The 17719-nt window shown below is 57.9% G+C and carries 10 protein-coding genes and 1 tRNA gene; 5 read left to right on the top strand and 6 right to left on the bottom strand.

What is annotated here, in order from left to right:
* Window positions 1-152 precede the first annotated feature (152 nt).
* Both xseA and ACUIAD_RS04890 read left to right on the top strand, forming a co-directional pair.
* Window positions 153-1427 carry an exodeoxyribonuclease VII large subunit gene (xseA, locus tag ACUIAD_RS04895; protein WP_445342952.1) on the top strand — a complete coding sequence of 425 codons (1275 nt, stop codon included), beginning with the start codon at window positions 153-155 and terminating at the stop codon, window positions 1425-1427.
* Window positions 1428-1532: 105 nt separating this feature from the next.
* Complete coding sequence (locus tag ACUIAD_RS04890; RefSeq protein ID WP_445342951.1) at window positions 1533-1844, top strand: exodeoxyribonuclease VII small subunit; 312 nt, start codon at window positions 1533-1535, stop codon at window positions 1842-1844.
* 8 nt (window positions 1845-1852) lie between these two features.
* On the opposite strand, the gene ACUIAD_RS04885 is transcribed toward ACUIAD_RS04890, so the two are convergent.
* Window positions 1853-2878: an endonuclease/exonuclease/phosphatase family protein gene (locus ACUIAD_RS04885; protein WP_445342950.1), complete on the bottom strand. Its 1026-nt coding sequence runs from the start codon at window positions 2876-2878 to the stop codon at window positions 1853-1855.
* Between the two features lie 194 nt (window positions 2879-3072).
* On the opposite strand from ACUIAD_RS04885, the gene ACUIAD_RS04880 reads away from it, so the two are divergent.
* Both ACUIAD_RS04880 and ACUIAD_RS04875 read left to right on the top strand, forming a co-directional pair.
* A tRNA-Arg gene (locus tag ACUIAD_RS04880) sits at window positions 3073-3145 on the top strand.
* A 142-nt stretch (window positions 3146-3287) separates the two neighbouring features.
* Entirely contained in the window at window positions 3288-4163 is an 876-nt protein-coding gene (locus tag ACUIAD_RS04875) for a class I SAM-dependent methyltransferase (protein WP_445342949.1), read from the top strand.
* A 132-nt stretch (window positions 4164-4295) separates the two neighbouring features.
* Here the strand turns inward: ACUIAD_RS04875 and ACUIAD_RS04870 are convergent, their stop codons facing one another.
* The 5 genes from ACUIAD_RS04870 to ACUIAD_RS04850 form a co-directional block, all read right to left on the bottom strand.
* Window positions 4296-8012 (bottom strand): immunoglobulin-like domain-containing protein, encoded by a 3717-nt coding sequence (locus tag ACUIAD_RS04870; RefSeq protein ID WP_445342948.1) that lies wholly within the window; start codon window positions 8010-8012, stop codon window positions 4296-4298.
* Window positions 8013-8031: 19 nt separating this feature from the next.
* Entirely contained in the window at window positions 8032-12615 is a 4584-nt protein-coding gene (locus ACUIAD_RS04865; protein ID WP_445342947.1) for a discoidin domain-containing protein, read from the bottom strand.
* Window positions 12616-12908: 293 nt separating this feature from the next.
* The gene (locus tag ACUIAD_RS04860) at window positions 12909-14264 is read right to left on the bottom strand and encodes an ABC transporter substrate-binding protein (RefSeq protein ID WP_445342946.1); all 1356 of its coding nucleotides are present in this window, start codon (window positions 14262-14264) and stop codon (window positions 12909-12911) included.
* A gap of 104 nt (window positions 14265-14368) precedes the next feature.
* Complete coding sequence (locus tag ACUIAD_RS04855) at window positions 14369-15337, bottom strand: carbohydrate ABC transporter permease (RefSeq protein ID WP_110452897.1); 969 nt, start codon at window positions 15335-15337, stop codon at window positions 14369-14371.
* Complete coding sequence (locus ACUIAD_RS04850) at window positions 15334-16200, bottom strand: carbohydrate ABC transporter permease (RefSeq protein WP_445343801.1); 867 nt, start codon at window positions 16198-16200, stop codon at window positions 15334-15336. Before ACUIAD_RS04850 ends, ACUIAD_RS04855 begins: the two co-directional genes overlap by 4 nt.
* Window positions 16201-16499: 299 nt before the next feature.
* Here ACUIAD_RS04850 and ACUIAD_RS04845 point away from each other — a divergent pair, with 299 nt between their 5' ends.
* Complete coding sequence (locus tag ACUIAD_RS04845) at window positions 16500-17522, top strand: LacI family DNA-binding transcriptional regulator (RefSeq protein WP_110451818.1); 1023 nt, start codon at window positions 16500-16502, stop codon at window positions 17520-17522.
* Window positions 17523-17719: the final 197 nt, after the last annotated feature.

The raw sequence follows: 17719 nt of genomic DNA, 5'->3' as shown, positions 1-17719 counted from the left end.
GTATTGAGAGACCCTGAAAGAACGTTTTCCTCACTGACCAACCCGCATGCCATCCTGCACAGGCCGATGCCAGATGAGTTGGTCGGCTGGCGGAATTGATGGTCAGGAGGCATCAGGTGCGAGCATACATGGGTTCGAACATGCACGGGTCAATGGGTGCACCAGCTGGGTCAGCCTCGTCAGGACTAGCACCCAAACCCCTGGATCAGCTGCCCCGCCTGGCTCGAGATACCACCGAGGAAGACCCCTGGCCGGTCAGCGTGCTCAGCCAGAAGTACCACGACGCAGTGGCTCGCTGGCCCGGAGCCTGGGTGGAGGGTCAGATCGTGGAGATCAACACCCGCCGTACCGGTTCAGCATATCTGACCCTGCGTGACAACTTCGAAGACATCTCCATCAACGTCATGGGCTTTCGGGCCTTCGCCGCCCAGGCCCGGGAATTCCGCCAGGGCGACCGGGTGGTGGTGCACGGGCGGCCTGACCTCTGGATCAAGCAGACCCGTCTGAGCTTCATGGCCGACCGGATCAAGCGTGTCGGCACCGGTGACCTCAAGGAACAGATCGATCAGCTCAGACGCAAGCTCAAGGGCGAAGGCCTCTTCGATGCAGAGAACAAGGTTCCCCTGCCTGAATTTCCCCGGCGCATCGGCCTGATATGCGCCCCCAAGGCCAGAGCCGAAGGGGATGTGATCACCAACGCCCGTCTGCGCTGGCCTACCATCGAATTTTCCGTGGTGCATGCCCACGTCCAGGGACCTCAGTGTCCGCCTGAGGTGGTCGAGGCCATCCAGAAGCTGGACGCCGATCCGGCTGTGGATGTGATCATCGTGGCTAGGGGTGGCGGCAGCTTCGAGGATCTGCTGGGCTTCTCAGACGAGTCCGTGGTCCGGGCCACGGCTGCCTGCGTCACCCCCATCGTCTCGGCCATTGGTCACGAGGACGACTGGACTCTGATCGACCTAGCAGCGGATCTGCGCGCCTCCACCCCAACCGACGCAGCCAAGCGCGTGGTGCCCGACCTGGTCGAACAGGAGGGGATCATCCAGGAAGCCCGGATGCGTATAAACGCGCGTATCGAAAATATGGTCGAAGGCGAGACACGGCTGATTGAAGGATACGCCAACCGCCCCAGCCTGACCAAGCCACAGACCATGCTGGACAAGCCCCAACGGCTGGTCGACGAGTCCCTGGTCCGCCTGGACATTGCCCTCCGGCGGATCGTTGACGACGCATCCCTGACCGTGGAGAAGCTCCAGTCCTCGCTGACCGCCCTCTCTCCCCAGTCCACGCTGGACCGTGGATACGCAGTCGTGCAGACTCTGGATGGGAAGGTAGTCATCAGTCCTCAGCAGGTTCAGGCTGATCAGGATCTGACTCTGACTGTCAAGGAGGGGCGAATCGAGACCAGAGTCGTCAGCGGGCAGTGACCCGTCCGAGATGTTCAGCCACATATAATCATCCGCGATAACCATCCGCGCTATCTGCAATTTGATAACGCACCAGATAAAAATCAGATAAGAAGAGGAGCAGGCATGAGCGACACCGATGAGGAGCAAAGCAAGGATCAGCCGGTATTGGCTTCGGCTCTGAGTCAGAAGGAACGCGAAACCATCGCCAAACTGCCCTATGAGCAGGCCCGAGACCAGCTGATTCAGGCGGTTCAAGCGCTGGAGGCAGGTGGCCTGGACCTGGATGCCTCCATGCGTCAGTGGGAAATCGGTGAAGCCTTGGCCAAACGTGCCCAGGAGCTGCTGGGCCAGGTGCGGGCCAAGCTCGATGCCGCCCAGGAGGAGCAGGCCAGCGCCGGAGCCCAGGCTGGCACCCAGTCCAATTTGGATGCCTGAAAAGCCCCCTACTCCACCATCAGCGTAGCCAGCAAAGCTGCATGATCCGAGCCCGCGATAGGTATGGTCTGCAGCCGATTGGCCCTGATGCTGCGGTCCACCACCACATGATCGATGGCCGCCAGCCTGGGCAATGGGGCTCTGTTGGCCGGCCAGGTCATGCTCATGCCGTGCCCGACCTGACGTGCGCCATCACTGAACCGCTCCCCCAGCATGTCTCGGAAGACCGCATGATCATAGGTGGCGTTGAAGTCGCCCATCAGCACGTATCGAGTGTGCTCATGCTTTCGCAGGTTTCCCAGGTCGGACACGCTGCGTCGCCAGGCATTCCAGCTCCCTGGTTGCGGCGAGGTGGTATGGACCGAAACGAATCTGACACTGGTCTTTCCCCTGCCGAAGTCGATGCTGGCCGCCGGCATCATGGAGGAACGAGAACCCACGTCGTCCTTTGAGGGCGACTGCATCGGCGCGGCCGTCCAAAGGCCATTGGCGTATTCCTTCGAAGATGTGGAAAGCTGCTCGTGCGGCAGATAGCGGTCGATGCCAGCCTTGTGCAGACGGTCCACAAAATCCCTGCTGACCTCCTGCAGAGCCAGCACCTCGACCCGGTTGTCGCTGACGGTCTTGACTACCTGATCGGCATCGGTCTGACCCTTGTAGACGTTCATCGTCATGACCCGGGCCACGTTGTCGTACCGGTCAGGATGCTCAACAGTCATGGACTGATCGGCTTGCCCATTGAGCTGGGATCCTTGCTGGTAGAAGGGATACTGCCAGTAGACGTTCAAGGCCAAGGCAGCGATAAGCACCAAAGCCGTGAACCATCGTGAAGCCATCAGAGCGAGGATCAGGGCCAGTAGGCCCAATAAGATGAACCAGGGCGTCAGAGCAGCCAGATCCGGCAGGTAAGGCATCGATGAAAGCCATGCCGGACAGGCTCTCGCCGCCAGAGCCAGCAAGCTTGCCAGCGCCAACAGCCTAGCCACCCACCCAAAGACATGCCTCACCAGGAAGGACTGTCTGAATCTCGCCATGGTCTCCTCCAGCAAATCATCGCCGACTCGGCCCCTTCCAAGGGACACGCAGTCAGCTCGACCGTTGAGCAATTGTAAACCATGATCCTATGGCGGGCGGGGATAGGGTGCTGACTTTTCCACGAAGAGTAAGGCGCTAGCCTGCACACCGGCGACCTGCCCAAGTCCCACGTCGTGGTACAGTAGTTTCCGTTGCCCCGGTAGCTCAGGGGATAGAGCACTTCTCTCCTAAAGAAGGTGTCGTGCGTTCGAATCGCATCCGGGGCACCCTGTATCTGTCAAGGAAGTGGATAATCAGAATATTGCAGAGCTGCGTGTTCGCACTTGATTGACAAATCTGCACTTGAAAGCCTTTTTAAACATTGACCGGCTCGATCACTGTCGATAGGCCTCATCCGAAAGGAATACCATGCCTCATGAATTGCACCAGAACGAGGATGTAGAGGATAATCTTCTCAACTGGAATAACAGGGCTGTTGTGCACGCCAACGGTGGTTATGGAGATCTTGACGCTTTTGCGGATGACCCATCGGCCCTGTCGGCAGCGACCTTGCGCGATCTGGAGGTTTTGAAGCCGCACCTATCCGAACACGGCGTCAAAGGGTTGCGTCTTTTGCATCTGCAATGCCATATAGGCGTTGACACCCTGTCATGGTGGCGTCTGGGAGCTCGAGACGTATATGGTCTGGATTTCTCACCCACTTCGCTGGATTATGCTAGAAGTCTGTCTGAACGGGCCGGCGCATCCATAACCTATGTCCAAGGCGATGCCCGTTATGCCGCAAACGCCATGCCCGAGCAACAAGGCTCGTTCAATGTGATCGTCAGCAGCAGCGGGACGATCACATGGCTTCCTGATCTGGAGGACTGGGCTCGCTCAATAGCCTCCCTGCTGGCAGACGGTGGACTATTTATGATCCGCGACAACCATCCCCTGCTTTTCGCCCTGGACAATGAGGGCTTGTCGATAGTTCAAGACTATTTCGGCGGAACAGAAACGACCTATGAAACGGATCAAACCTACACGTCGGCAGTCGACTCGACCGAAGACGAGACGAAACCCCGAATTACGCACACCACCAATCACAATTGGGCTCATGACTTCCAGGAGATAAGCAGCGTCCTCCTGGAAGCCGGACTGACCATAGAGGCCATTGGCGAGCATGATGTGGCCGACTGGCAGTCACTGCCAATGCTCGAGTCCACCCCTGAGGGATGGGTCATGCCTCGCAGTCAGCCTCAGATCCCCCTGACCTTCTCGATGGTAGCCAGAAAGCAAGTCTGACCGAGCAGGTGCGAACACGGTCCGGCTTAACCACGGTCTGACATAGCTAGGCAGCTCGTCCAGCAGATTGACCGATGCCCCTATCCCTGAGGATAGGGGCATCATCATTTCACATCGCACCGGGATGATGCACTATAGTCTGTTCTCCATCCTGTGTTGACGGATATGCGGAATCAGCCCAAAGCAAACCAGGGCCGACAGCATGCTTAGAGCTGCCATCGCTAGGAAGAATTCCGTGTTCGACCCCGTCGCTGAAAGCCTCGAACCCTCAGAATGCTTCTGCGTTCCGGTCTTGTGCTTTACACCGGCACCCTTACCTGGATTGGTGCCGGAGCTGTCACCCGGATCCTTCGGCTCGTCGGAAGAGCTGCCTGCAACGGTGCTGACCGTGACTATCCGCTTTTCAGAGGCCTGTTTGCCCCTTGAATTAGCAACCGTGTAGTCCAGCGCATATTGCCCGGCCTTGGCGCTATTCACGGACCCCTGTACTTGAATTGCCTGGGTAAGATCACCTTCCAAGGAATCCACTGCACTGACCCCGGCTTTAGGATCAAAGCTGGAGCCCTGATCGATTTTCGCATTGGAGGCTCCCGAGATCACAGGCTGCTGCCGCACAGGCACTGGTCCTAAGGGCAGCGAACCCTTGACGGAGATCCAATTGAGTATCGGCCCAGTCCCCGTAGAGGAATCCAAGGTGAAAGTGACTACCTTGTTCCAGCCCTGCGGAATCTTGACTCTTCCTGAGGCGATCGTTCGTCCGCCGTCAACGGTCGCGGTCGTCAATCGATTCTCTGCACGGGATGCCGGAAGACCGTCATAGGAATAGCTGATCACCGTCGGCCTGCTCTGGTTCCACCAATCGTGGAAACCGAAGGAGACCTGATGCTCGCCAGGTGCCAGCAGAACCTTGTAGGACAGATTCCCCTTCTTGCCATCAGCCCCGGCAAATACGCCTGACTCATAGGGATCGGCATTGCCGTCAGCCTTCGTTCCATAATTGCCAGAGGCATTGCCCCACAGGTCATCAAAGCCCTGATCTGCGGAACCATTGGCCAATTTGCCATCGTACAAGGCACTCAGCATCTTGTAGGTGGACGAGGACTCCCCTCCATTGACATCAATGAAGTAGGACAGCCCATCCTCCACCTCTTGAACGCTGGCTCTGGCAGGCAGTGTCGTGCCTTCTACGGTGCCCAGCACCTCGGTAGGCGCATAGAGGGTCAAGCTCGACGCATCGGTCAGCCAGTGCACGGCCCGCTCCTCGCTTTCTCCATTCGCCTTGCTGACACTCACCTTGTCGGGAAGCTCGGGCTGACTGCCCTGCTTGAATGTTCTGATGCCTTGAATCTGCTGGACTGAAACCACCTGGTCATCATCCTGCGCAGAGATCCCTATCCAGCTCAGCAAGGGATCGCCGCCGCCTGTGGATCTTGTCAGGAAGGTCACGCTGTCGGCATGATCCAGGGTGAAAGTGATCGGATCGGTGGCATTCCCGGCCTGAACAGGCACGATATTCGTCTTGCCGATGGTCTTGTCATGGCAGACGACCGAGAACTCGGTTTGGCGCTTGTTGTTCCACCACTCCTGATAGCCCGCTTGAACTGTATAGGTACCGGCTGGCAAATCCGCCTGATACCGTATGTCCTTGCCGGACTTTGCCCAGTATCCTGTTTCATAGATGCCGTTCTGGCTGGTCTCGTATGCTTCGACATCGGTACCTTTGCGGCTGCTCAGGCCCCACTTGCCTTGAGCGGTGTATTCCTGGTCGCTGCGGTTTGCATTCATCAGTTGTGGAGCCTTGGTTTTGAGCTTGCGGTAGTAGCTCGACTCATTCGAAGGGTCCGAGCCCACGTCAATGAACAGACGGGAGTTTTCCGGATAGATGGAAGCCGTGAAGCTGATAGGCGCATTCTGGTAATCAGGCAGCTTCCCCTTGAACGTCACCTGCCCGTACGGGCGGTCTGCGCCAAAGTAGGGCTCCCAGTTGACCGTGGCCTGCCGGATGGCTGTCTGGCCGCCGACTCTGACGCTCAGGCTCTTGGGCAGCGCAGCAACGATCCGACTGACAGAACTGCTTTCAATCGGCAGATCGGCATTGACCACATCGATGGCCTGATACCTATCCATGCCGGACAGCTTCCAGTCGGCAGCCGGCAGCACCTGGACATGCCCGTTCACCAATTGCATCGGTGTCATCACATACCTGGATTGGCTGATGTCATTTCCGGTGTCAGGGTTGAACCAGCGGTCGCCCCAATAGAGGAAAACGCCGTGCGCGGGGTCATAGGGAATGACCGAGCTGGATTGAGTCGAGAAGGAATTGGCCGGGCTTTGGTTCCAGCCATTCCCCTTGACGAAGGGCGATCCTACCTCCGAGTAAGGCCCCAGAAAATCATCGCCCTGACTGACCGCATACTTGTTTTCATTGGGAGCCCAGCCGGTAGTGCCCGAATAGATGATGTAATATCTGCCGTTCCACTTGAAGGGAGCCGGCGACTCCTTGCTATTGCTGGCCACGATGTTGTAGGTGTCTCCTGCGGAGACATCCACGCCTTTTTGCTGTCGAGCATTCGGCTCAACCAGCTTGGTGTAGGTCTTGTCCAGAAGCGAGATGGTCAGATCGCGGTTTTCGTTGCTGGAATACACCAGATAGGCATCATCGACGCCGTCATGATTCTGATCCTTGCCGGAGTCCACATATAGGTTCATGTCACGCGCCATGCCAGGGTTGCCGAGGTTGACGCCGGGACTCATGCGGAAGGAACCCAGATACTTGTATGGCCCAGCCGGATCGGAACCTTCAGAAATGGCGACCCCGGCCTTAGCCTTGGAATAGGTTGCAGTGGCCTCGTTGCCGTATCGCGGCCCATCCGCATGGAACCAGATAACCCAGCGTTTGGTCGCCGGGTTGTAGACCATCTTGGGACGCTCGAAGACACAGCTGGACTTCTTCGGATCCGATCCGTCGCCTCTCAGCGCCTTCAAATCCCAAAGCAGGTAGTCCAAGGCCTGCTGAGGTCCTGAGATGTTGGCATTGGAGGCGTCCGTGGAGAATGCCTTGAAATCCTGGCCGTAGATGTTCGTGTAATCCGGATCGGATTCCAGATTGGCCACGTTGTAATAACGCTGGTAGACGCGGTCAGAGCCCGCCAATTTATCGGCCAGATCCTTGTCGCCTTGATAAGTCTGAAAGCCCAGTCCCTTATCTACCCAGTTGCACAGATCGTCGGAATAGTATATCCGCACGCCATGCGCTACCAGACCGCTGGTTTTATCCTCGCCGCACAGAATGTAGACATATCCGTCTCCATCCGCGTCCAGGCCCCGATCAGCGGCAGGAAGAAGGGCAGCGCTGACCCGTTGGATTCCGGCGCCATGAGCCTGAATCAGATCGCCCTTGTTGTCGAAAATCCTGTCGCCATTGGTGCCTGTCACCGCAGTGTAATGGTAGATGAAGCGCACAGCGGCGAAGGCCTGCTTCAAGTCCTTGCCGGCCTGACCCTTCTCCCCTTCATCGGCAGAGCCTGAGGCCAGGACTCCCTCGGCCGCAGACCGCGCATGCTTGAGCCTATCCACGTCGTCCTTGTTGGGCTCTGCATGATCATAAGGCGCCGTGCTCTGATCATCGGATCGATGACCTGATGCCAGCGGCTGCAGATCCTCAATCCTCGTGGTATCCAATATGGTCCGGAGATCATCATCCCGAACGGTTCTCTGTCGAGTGGATCCGGCGGAACCGGATTGCTCCGTCTTCTCCTGCGCGGCTACAGCCGCAGATCCGGGCGACAGGAGCGCTAAGGCGACGACTGCCGCGGCGAATCCCAATATGTTTCTTCGATTGAGCTTCATCGCTTTCCTCTTCTCAGAATCATTTCAGATGACGGCGAGCTGCAGCCAATGCTGATCCTGCGCAAAGCAGGCAGACCACGATCGCCAGAATCGTTGGCGTCACATTCGCGCCGGTCCGACTCAAGGCGCTGCCACCGTCTGAGCCGCCCTCTTGCTTGGCATGAGCGGGGGCTCCTGAACCATGACTCGAGCCGGGCTGTGAATCGGCATCTCCTGCATTGCCATCAACCACATCCACTTGGAAGGCGGCACTGACACCGCGGTAGGTCACGGTTACATTTTTCCTGCCTGGCTGTGCTGAATCAAACCCGCTCATCTGCAATTCGGGATCCTTGATGCTGATATCCACCTTGACGGGTTCTCCACTTGGCCCTGAATACACAGCCTTGACAGCCATGCCGGACAGGTCGAGCCGCTCATTGAGCAGATATCGGGTTTTGCTGGGCGGCGTGACCAGCAGTTTCTGAAGAACGGAAGGAAGGTAGTTGACGGTGTACTCAGAGCTCCCGCTGCCGTCAGCTGCATTGACCGTGATCACATCCTTGCCGCCCAGAATAATCCCGTCACGTTTAACGGACTCTTCGGCATTCACATGCCTGACCTTCACCGTAGCGGCAGTGTCGCGCGCAAAGGCCTGCAATTTCGGATTGCCTTGCGAACCGGCAGGGAGCGGCACGGTGTAATCAGTCTTGTCAGGAAGGAACCCGTCTATGGTCTTGCCATCCAAGCGAAGATCGCCCAAGGCCTTGTCTGCGGACGGCATAGGTTCAGCCTTGACTTGCGTCTGCGTTCCGAAAACCTCAATTTCCGCCACGTTGATATAGACGCCCGTATCCTGCAGGGTATTGGTCAGACGCAGAGCTTTGGCGACTATGGGCGTTGACATGCGGAAGTCAGCCACAGGAGTGTCCGCATCCGTAGAGGTATCCGCACCGGAACCCGGCTGGACGTACCAGCCGCTCTTCACGCCGACCCTCTGCCAGGCGCCCTTGTCGTCCTGATACTCCAAGGTCTGGGACTTGGGCCAGGAGGCACGGCCATCCCGGAAGAAGGTGGTCTTGACCTGGCTGATGGATTGAAGATTGTCGAAGGTGAAGGTGGCAACCGGGGTTCCCGCCTGGTTCCAGGTGGACCAGCCCTTGTGGATGCTGTCGCCGTCTATTGCCTTCGCAGCCGTCGAGCCTTCCTGCACATTCACCTTGAAGTGAGAGCTGGAGGAGGGGGCGATATTATGCACTGGATCAGCCTTCGGAATGGCCCAGGCCTGAATTTCGGAGGCGTTCATAAAGTCGCCCTGCACCGTGTTGACGATTCGGGCCTGCCTGGCCTTGACCCGGGCATCGCCCTTGAATGTCACGGTCTGTCTGGGCTTTGGACTGGCAGCTGATCCCAGAGGGAGCCAGGTTCGACCATCCAAGCTGTATTCAGCCTGAGCGCGGCTAGGAGCGTGGTCGCCATAGGTGATGACCAGCGAGCCCAATTCCCGCTCCTGGCCGAAATCCAGAGTGGCGGTGGGCTTATGCGAGTAATCGCCTTGGGAGTTCCATGTCACCCAGGCCTCGGCGGCGGTATCCCCGTCTGTCAGCTTCTTCCACTGTTCAGCCTTGCCGTACTCGGTCTGTTGGTCAGTGACCGTCAGGTTGCTGCTGGTGTCGGCAATGTTCTGCTCTTTGGCCTGCATCAGATAGACAGAGGCCGTCACCGGCAACCCTGTGCCGCCGACCAACCCCAAGCGTCCTTTGACTGTCAGTCTGTCGCCTGCATGAGCATCGGCAAGCTGCCCGTCCAGCTGAGAGAAGTCCCACTTCACAGCCGTGCGGTCCGCCTCCATAGCCTCGGAAGCTCCGACATGCGCATAAACCGGGGCCGCTTTGATTGCATCCTCCACCTGCTGACGGCTTGAGCCAACCAAGAGGGTGACGGATACCGGATCAGCGACGGTGAAGTCGCCAATATAAACTTCAGCCTTGCATGCGACGGCATGGCCAAATACGTCGACAGCCTGACCGGTCACCTGATATCGACCTTCCTTGCTGACGTCGATCATGCTGGTATCCCATTGAACGGGGACCGGAGACCCGAGGCCCCAAGGATAGTAGGGAGTGACCGTCGTCGGCATCTTCAGCTGTCCGCCCTTTCGAGCCTGGACATAGACCTGCTGCACACCCGAAGGCTTGGTGGATCTCATAGTCCAGGCCTGGTTGTCTCCGCCGTTGGAAGCGTAGAGCCCGACCGGCGAACCAGCAGCAGTGGCCTGCCCGCTCACTTCTAGTGCGCTCTTGCTCGCTGCATTGACCAGACTCCACGAGGATCCATCCTCGGTGTTGAATATCCAGCACTGCCGCAGATCTGAATTTGCCTTGTCAGCGGCGCCAGAGACCATTGTGCCCTGGTCCCCCAATATCTTTTTCCCTGTGGGATCGGTGATGATATACAGCTTGAGCTCCGGACGCTCTCGAGGGGCTTTGACCTGGTGGAAGACGAAGGTCTGAGCTGCGCCGGCCCCTGAATCCGGCGCCGAATCTTCAATGGCCAGGCTGCCATCGCCAAGGGCCTGAAGTGCTCGTCCGGATTGTTGCCCTACAAGCTGGTAGCTCTCGCCATCCTGCACGCCTGCCTGATCGGACTTGCCGCTCACGCCCGACAGCTGAATGGAGGCGATCGAACGGGCAGGCAATTCAACCGTGGCCGTCTTGGCGACTGAATCGATATGGACCGCTCCGGGACGCTCCTGATTGGAGTACCCGTTCATGTAATCCATGGTGGCCTCGTAGGGATCGCTCTTGGGTTCAGGCGCAGTGGTCAGGAACAGCTTGCCGCTTGCATTCTTGTCGATGCTGCCGTATTTGGAAAGGTCAATGACCAGGCGCTGCTGGCTGTCGCTGTCGTTGCGGTGGATGATGGTCTGCGTCCTGCCATCGGCCGAACGGGCGGTCATATTATCCTTGGTGGCATCATTGGCCAGGATCGAATCCCCCTCATGGATGAATTGGGTGTATGCCCGAACCGCGTTGTACTTGGAGTTCACTACGACGGAGCAAGGCTTGATGCCCGTGGTCCTGCCCCCGTTGTTGTCCACAGCGCGCTCGGAATACAGTTTTCCGTCACTGCCCGCAACAGTGCAGTCAAAGTCGATCAGGACAGTACCCCAATTGGTGTTTTCACCCTGAGGGTTGGCTTGGTTCCCGTTGACATCCTTGTCCTCGGTCGACATGTTGTACAGGTCCTCAACCACCTGCCAGAAGGTGAAATCCTGAGACTGCAGCGCATAGACATCGTTGTTGATCTTCCCTGCCATGCCCAGACCGTTGTCGAAGCCGTAGGGGTTGAATCCGCCGCCCTGCCAGGAGCCGTCAACCTCGCTCATGGACATGACCTTGCCGTCGCTCTGAGCGATGTCCCTGGCCACACGTTGACGGTTGGTGCCGTATGAATGCGTGTTGTACTGCCCTATCGCGTCACGAACCTCCTGCGGATATTGGTTGTAGGAGTCAACGAACTGTCCGGAGTCGGTTGCATCCGTCGCTGAGACCTTGACATCCTTCAAACCTTCGGATTTGAGCGCCTTGTCCAGGGCCAGAATGGTTTGCTGAGCCTGGGCGTTGTCGACGTGCATGCCTTCCTGGGGCTTCTTCACCGCTTTCGAATAAGGCGTGACGGACTTGTCCTTATCCGCATAGTACCGTTCCCAATAGCGTGTGATCAGGGCCTGTTGATCACTGGGCCAATCGTCTGAGGCCCTTCCGTCCGGCGTCCCCCAGTAGGCCGTCTCCGACTCATTCAAGGGTTCGACCGTATTGATCCTTACCTTGTTGCCGTTGTCAGCTTTCAACTGATCCAGATGACTCACCACTTTGGCCATGTATCCGGCGAACTTCTCGGGATCCTTGAGGTTGTTGTCTCCGGATCGAAAACCGCCGGTGGCATATCCGTCTTCGGTCATGAACCAGGGGGCTGAGTTGGCAAAAGCCTCCAGATGAGTGATATCGCCGTCCTTGACCCCGCGTTTCAGCCACCATTCCTGCGCCTGCAGGGACTTGGCGGCGTCGCTCTTGGAAGACTTGGGACCCCACACGTAGGAATCCTCCGATGTCGGATCAAAAGCCTGATCCAAGGCATTCTTGTCGGCTTGTTTGGTAGTTACGCCACCATACAACCCCTTGCTTCCATCCTGGTCTTCCGCCCAGTAGCCGGGAACAGCCGCTCCCTGACGCATGAACGGGTATCCATAAGCCACGTCTGAGGCGTTGCCTCCGCCAATGTTGAAACGAGCCTTATTCAGCCCCAGTCCTTCCTTGCCGAAAATACTGGTGTAGAACTTCTCTCGCAGCTGCTTGCCATACTCCAGTGCTTTGGCATCCGTCACGGGGTTTCCGCTGCTGCGGGTAATGGACCCTGGTTCACCGTATTGGCCTGTGGCATTGGCAAACCATGCCAATGATGTGCCCCAGCCTTGAAATGGGCCATTGGCATACCAGGGATTTGGCCGCACCGTCACTGTTGCTGGTGCGGAAGGTTCGGCATAGGCCGGCATAAAACCGCCCAGGGCTGTCGAAGTCGCTGCCGCCGCTACGATAACCGCCATAGTTCGCATGAATTTCATGAGTATTCCTTTTATTGTTCTTCAGACGATGAAGACAGGAATTGTCGACGCCGCCCCTTCGCTGCGCGACGACAATCGAACAGATGACCACTGCAATTGTGGAACATGCTGGTACTGATCGTGATCACAACCTCTTACCCGCTTCATGCCTTGTTGAAGGCCACGGGGAGAACACGACGATGTGTATGAAAAACCGGCCGGAGGAAGACCAAAGGAAAATACCCTGGGGCCCCTCTGGCCGGCACTGCAATAAGGAAACCCGCGCTACAACGCTGGTTTGATATGAGTCACTCCTACTCCTTGAGCGTGTAGCCCTGCTGCTTGGCGTAATTCTGCAGGTCCTTCTGCCAAGCCGCGATACCCTGATCCAGGGTGGCCGACTTGGAGGTGAAGGCGGTCATCTTGTCGCCGTAGATCCCGCGAGCATAGACCTCAAACGGCAGGAACTGGTAGCCAGGCAGAACGTTCTTGGCGGCCTGCGACAGCACCTCGTTGAACTTCTGGCCGCCGAAGTATTCGTTGTCCTTGCCGTTGGCATCCTTCAAGGTGGTCATCGAAAGGAACTCGTTGGACTTCAGCGTGTTGTTGTCAGCCGGGAAAGCGCCGCCATCGACACGGGTCTTAATGCCCTGGGCGTTGTGGCAGGCGTATTCCAGGAACTTATATGCAGCCTTGCTTTTGGCATCGTCCTTGGTCTTGATCATAGCCAGCGAAGACCCGCCGTTCTCGGAATTCTCTTTGCCGCCCTTCTCCCAGGTCGGCATCTGCGCCACACGCCACTTGCCAGAGGCATCAGGAGCACCCGACAGCAGGTTGTAGGGCATCCAAGCGCCAGTGAGCAAAGAAGCGATTGATCCGTCATTGAGGCCCTTGTTCCAATCATCAGACCATCCGGGAATCTTGGTGTTGATCAAGTCCTCATTGATCATCTTCTGCCAGTAGTCGTCCCACTTCTTGACCTTGGAATCACCGGTCAGATTGATGGTGACGGTCTTGCCGTCCTTGCTGGTGGCAAAGGGCTTGGCGCCGGCCTGCCAGGTCATGGAATCGAAGAACCCTGCATCGCCTGAGTCCGAGGTGATGTAGGAGCCAACAGCCTTGATCTTCTTGGCTGCCTCGTAATACTCATCCCAGGTCGTGGGGACCTCGGTCACTCCGGCCTTGTCGAACACCTCCTTGTTGTAGAACAGAGCCATGGGGCCCGAATCCATAGGCAGCGCGTAGACGCCCCCATTCAGATTCACTGAATTCCAGGTGCCCGGCGTATAGAAGCTCTTGTATCCGGAGGCGCCCATGTCAGACAGATCCTGCAGCTTGTCCTGAGTGGCATATTCAGGCAGAGCATAATACTCGATCTGTGCAAGGTCAGGGGCGCCCTTGTTGGCGGACAGAGCGTTGTTCAAGGCCGTGTACTCTTTTTTGTTGGTGCCGACATTGGTGACCTTCACCTTGATGTCGGGGTTCTTGGCTTCGAATCCCTTGACAGTTCGAGGAAGGGTCGAATCCCAGGACCAGACCAAGATTTCGGTCTTCCCGCCCTTGCCCGACGCAGAGGAACCGCTGCCGGATCCGCCGCAGCCGGCGAGTCCGAACGCCATGGCCACAGCACCTGTCAGGGCTATGACCTTCGTCATCTTTTCGAACCTCATTGTCCCTATCTCCTTTTCTGTTGTCCTTTGCAACAACACATGACTACTGATATCTTTCACTGTCCTACGGCTCAAGGCCTATAGCACGGTTTTGGTTTGTTTGGTTATTCTTTGACGGCTCCTGCGGCGAGGCCGGACTGCCAGTATTTCTGCAGGAGGAGGAAGGCGATGACCAAGGGGATGATGGTGATCAGGCTTCCGGTGATGACCAGGTTCTGGATGGCCTGCCCGCCCGCGGTGCTGGCCTGGTCCTTCCACTGGTTCAGGCCGATCGTCAGCGGGTACCAGTCCGCGTCCTTGAGCATGATCAGGGGCAGGAAGTAGTTGTTCCAGGTCGCCACGATCGTGAACAGGGCGCAGGTCACGATCCCCGGCGCCAGCAGGGGCAGGCTGATCGTGCGGAAGGTGCGCCACTCCGAGGCGCCGTCCACGCGCGCCGCCTCCAGCAGCTCCCCCGGCACCGCCTGGTCCGAGAAGATCCACATCAGATACAGGCCGAATGGGCTGATCAGGCTGGGAATGATCATCGCCCAGGGCGTGTCCGTCAGCCCCAGCTTCGCGAACAGCAGGAACTGGGGGACCGCCAGCGCGATGCCCGGCACGCTGATCGCGCCCAGCACCACCGCGAACACCGCCTTGCGGCCCGGGAACCGGAACTTGGCCAGCGCATATCCGCCCATCACCGCCAGCAGCGTTGCCCCGCCCGCGCCCACCACCACATACAGGAGCGTGTTCGCCAGCCAGCGGGCGAAGATCCCCTGCTGATAGGAGAACACCTCACGAATGTTGTCCCACAAGGCGAACGTTCGGCCCGGCCCCAGGCCGAACGTGCTCGTGAAGTCCGCCTGCGTCTTCGTCGCGTTCACCAGCAGGTAGGCGAAGGGGAACAGGCAGTACAGGGCGAACACGCCGCACGCCAGCGTCAGCCACACCGACCGGCGCGGATTCGACGGGTTCGAGAATCCGCTCGACGCCGCTCGACGCCGCTCCGCCCGCTCGTCCGCCGCCACGCGCCTAGCCCGCGCACGCTCGGCCGCACGCACCCTGCGGCCCTCAGCATCCAGCACGCTCATCGCATCTGCTCCCTCATGCTCCGCAGCTGCACCGCATACGCCACCAGCATCGTCAACGCCGCCATCACAATAGCCAGCGCAGCCGCATAATTGGACTGATTGCCCGAAAAACTCAGATTATACGCATACATGTTCGGCGTGTAATACGTCGTGATCGCATTGCCAGGCACCATGTTCTGCATCACGCTCGGCTCGTTGAACAGCTGGAAGGAGCCGATGATGCTGAAAATCACCGTGATCGCCAGCGAGCCCCGCAGCTCCGGCAGCTTCACCCGGCGCACCACCTGCCACTCGCTCGCCCCGTCGATCGCAGCCGCCTCATACAAGGAACGCGGCACCGTCGACAGCGACGAATAGAAAATCAGCATGTTATACCCCGTGAACTCCCACGTATTGATGTTCCCGATCGCCGCCAAAAGCACCGACGGCTGCAGCACATCCACATGCGTGCCCAGCCACGCGTTCAGCGAGCCCACCAGCCCGTACTTCGCCCCATACATGAACCCCCACACCAAAGCCGACACCACCGCCGGCACCGCATACGGCAGAAACGTCGAAATACGGAAGAACCGCATCCCATGCAGACGCAGCGAATCCAAGGCCAAAGCCATCAACGCCGACAAGCACAGCATGATCGGCACCTGCACCACCGTGAACACCACCACCCGACGCACCGACGACCAGAACTGCCCATCAGCCATCAGACGACGATAATTGGCCAACCCAACAAACACCGTCCCGCCAACCATCCGATGCTGAAACAAGGAAATCCACACCGCATACACCACCGGCACCACAAACACCACCACAAACACCAACGCAAACGGCCCCATAAACAACCAACCACGCCAACGAGAACCCATGTGGCCCCGGGGCGCACTACTCGACTGGGTAGCATCGCCGCTAGCAACAGCAGCCATATCTGACCTTCTCCCTCGAAGCTGTGCTACAACACAAACAATCAAGCTCCGACCATACTGAACCACAATGGACGTTCACCGGATGTTTTCGTTATCATCATAGCACGTATCACGGTATCAAATATCCTTCCAATCTTTGATATACTCATGGTTATCAAAATGGTGTCGCAAACATATTGTCTGCCACCAAGGGGCTGCTCGCACACATGGCGGCAAGCTCCCATGAGCTGGATCAGGTAGGCATGGGACGAAAGAAACAGGTATCGATACAGGACGTTGCACGGTTTGCCGAGGTATCACCACAAACCGTGTCGCGAGTCGTCAATGACAGCACGGCCGTGCGACCCCAGACCAAGCAAAAAGTGCTGAACGCCATGAAAGCATTAGGTTACCGGCCGAATTACGCTGCCAGGGCGCTGAAACACGGCCGGTTCAACAATATTGGCATTGTCCTGTTCAATATCACTACATTTGGCAATGCACGCATCCTGGATGGCGCTGTGGAAGCTGCGTCCGAATGCGGATATGCAGCAACCGTCCATGTCGTGAACTACTCGTCGGAAATCACCTTGGCGGACATCGTAGAGCAGATGAAGCGATTGCCTGTCGACGGCGTCATAGTAGTACTAGAACAAAGAGTCGTCGACTTTGATCGCTTCAGACCCAGCAAGGAGCTTCCCGTGGTCCTCATCACCGAGAAGCCTTCCGCTCACTGCCCCACCATCGATGCCGACCAATACGGATGCTCGACTTCGGTTGTCGAATATCTGCTCAAGAAAGGCCACCGCACCGTGTACCACATCTCAGGCCCTTCGACTTCACGGGCTGCGGAGAGCCGGGCCAAGGGCTGGAGAGACGTTCTTCACGCTCACGGCATCCCGGTACCGCCGACCTATATCGGCGACTGGGAGGCAGACAGCGGGTATGAGGCGGGGCGCGCCTTGGCCCATGAAGCTGATTGCACAGCCATCTACGCTGCCAACGACCAGATGGCTTATGGGGCCATTGAAGGCCTCAAGGATTCCGGCAAAAGAGTACCTGAGGATGTCAGCGTGATCGGGGTCGACGATTCTCTGATCGGAACAGTCCCCAGATTGAGCCTGACCACCATGCGCATGGATTTCGAAACCATCGGACGCGAGGCCTTCGCCAAGGTAAAGCTCCAGTGTGAGGGAGAATACGTGCCCACAGACACCAAGACGCTTGTTCCAGCGAAGCTGATCCAGCGCGGATCAGTCAGCGACATCAGCCAGCGCCGGGAATAAGTCGGACAAGCAGCTCCTTCTGTGTCGCCAGAACCGGCCTTATCCTTCTTGGTCTAGGCAACTGTCAAACCTCCGGCACCGGTCTGTTTTCTGCAACGATCCGGCAGATTTCAGCCACGTATGCAGAAGAATCCATAGACAGCATTACAGCATTAGCACCCAGATACGCACGCTTGTCCATACCCAGGAGATTATTC

The organism is Bifidobacterium sp. ESL0819 (assembly GCF_052606245.1).
The sequence above is the reverse complement of the archived record's forward strand: the minus strand, read 5'-3'. Positions and strand labels throughout refer to the sequence as shown.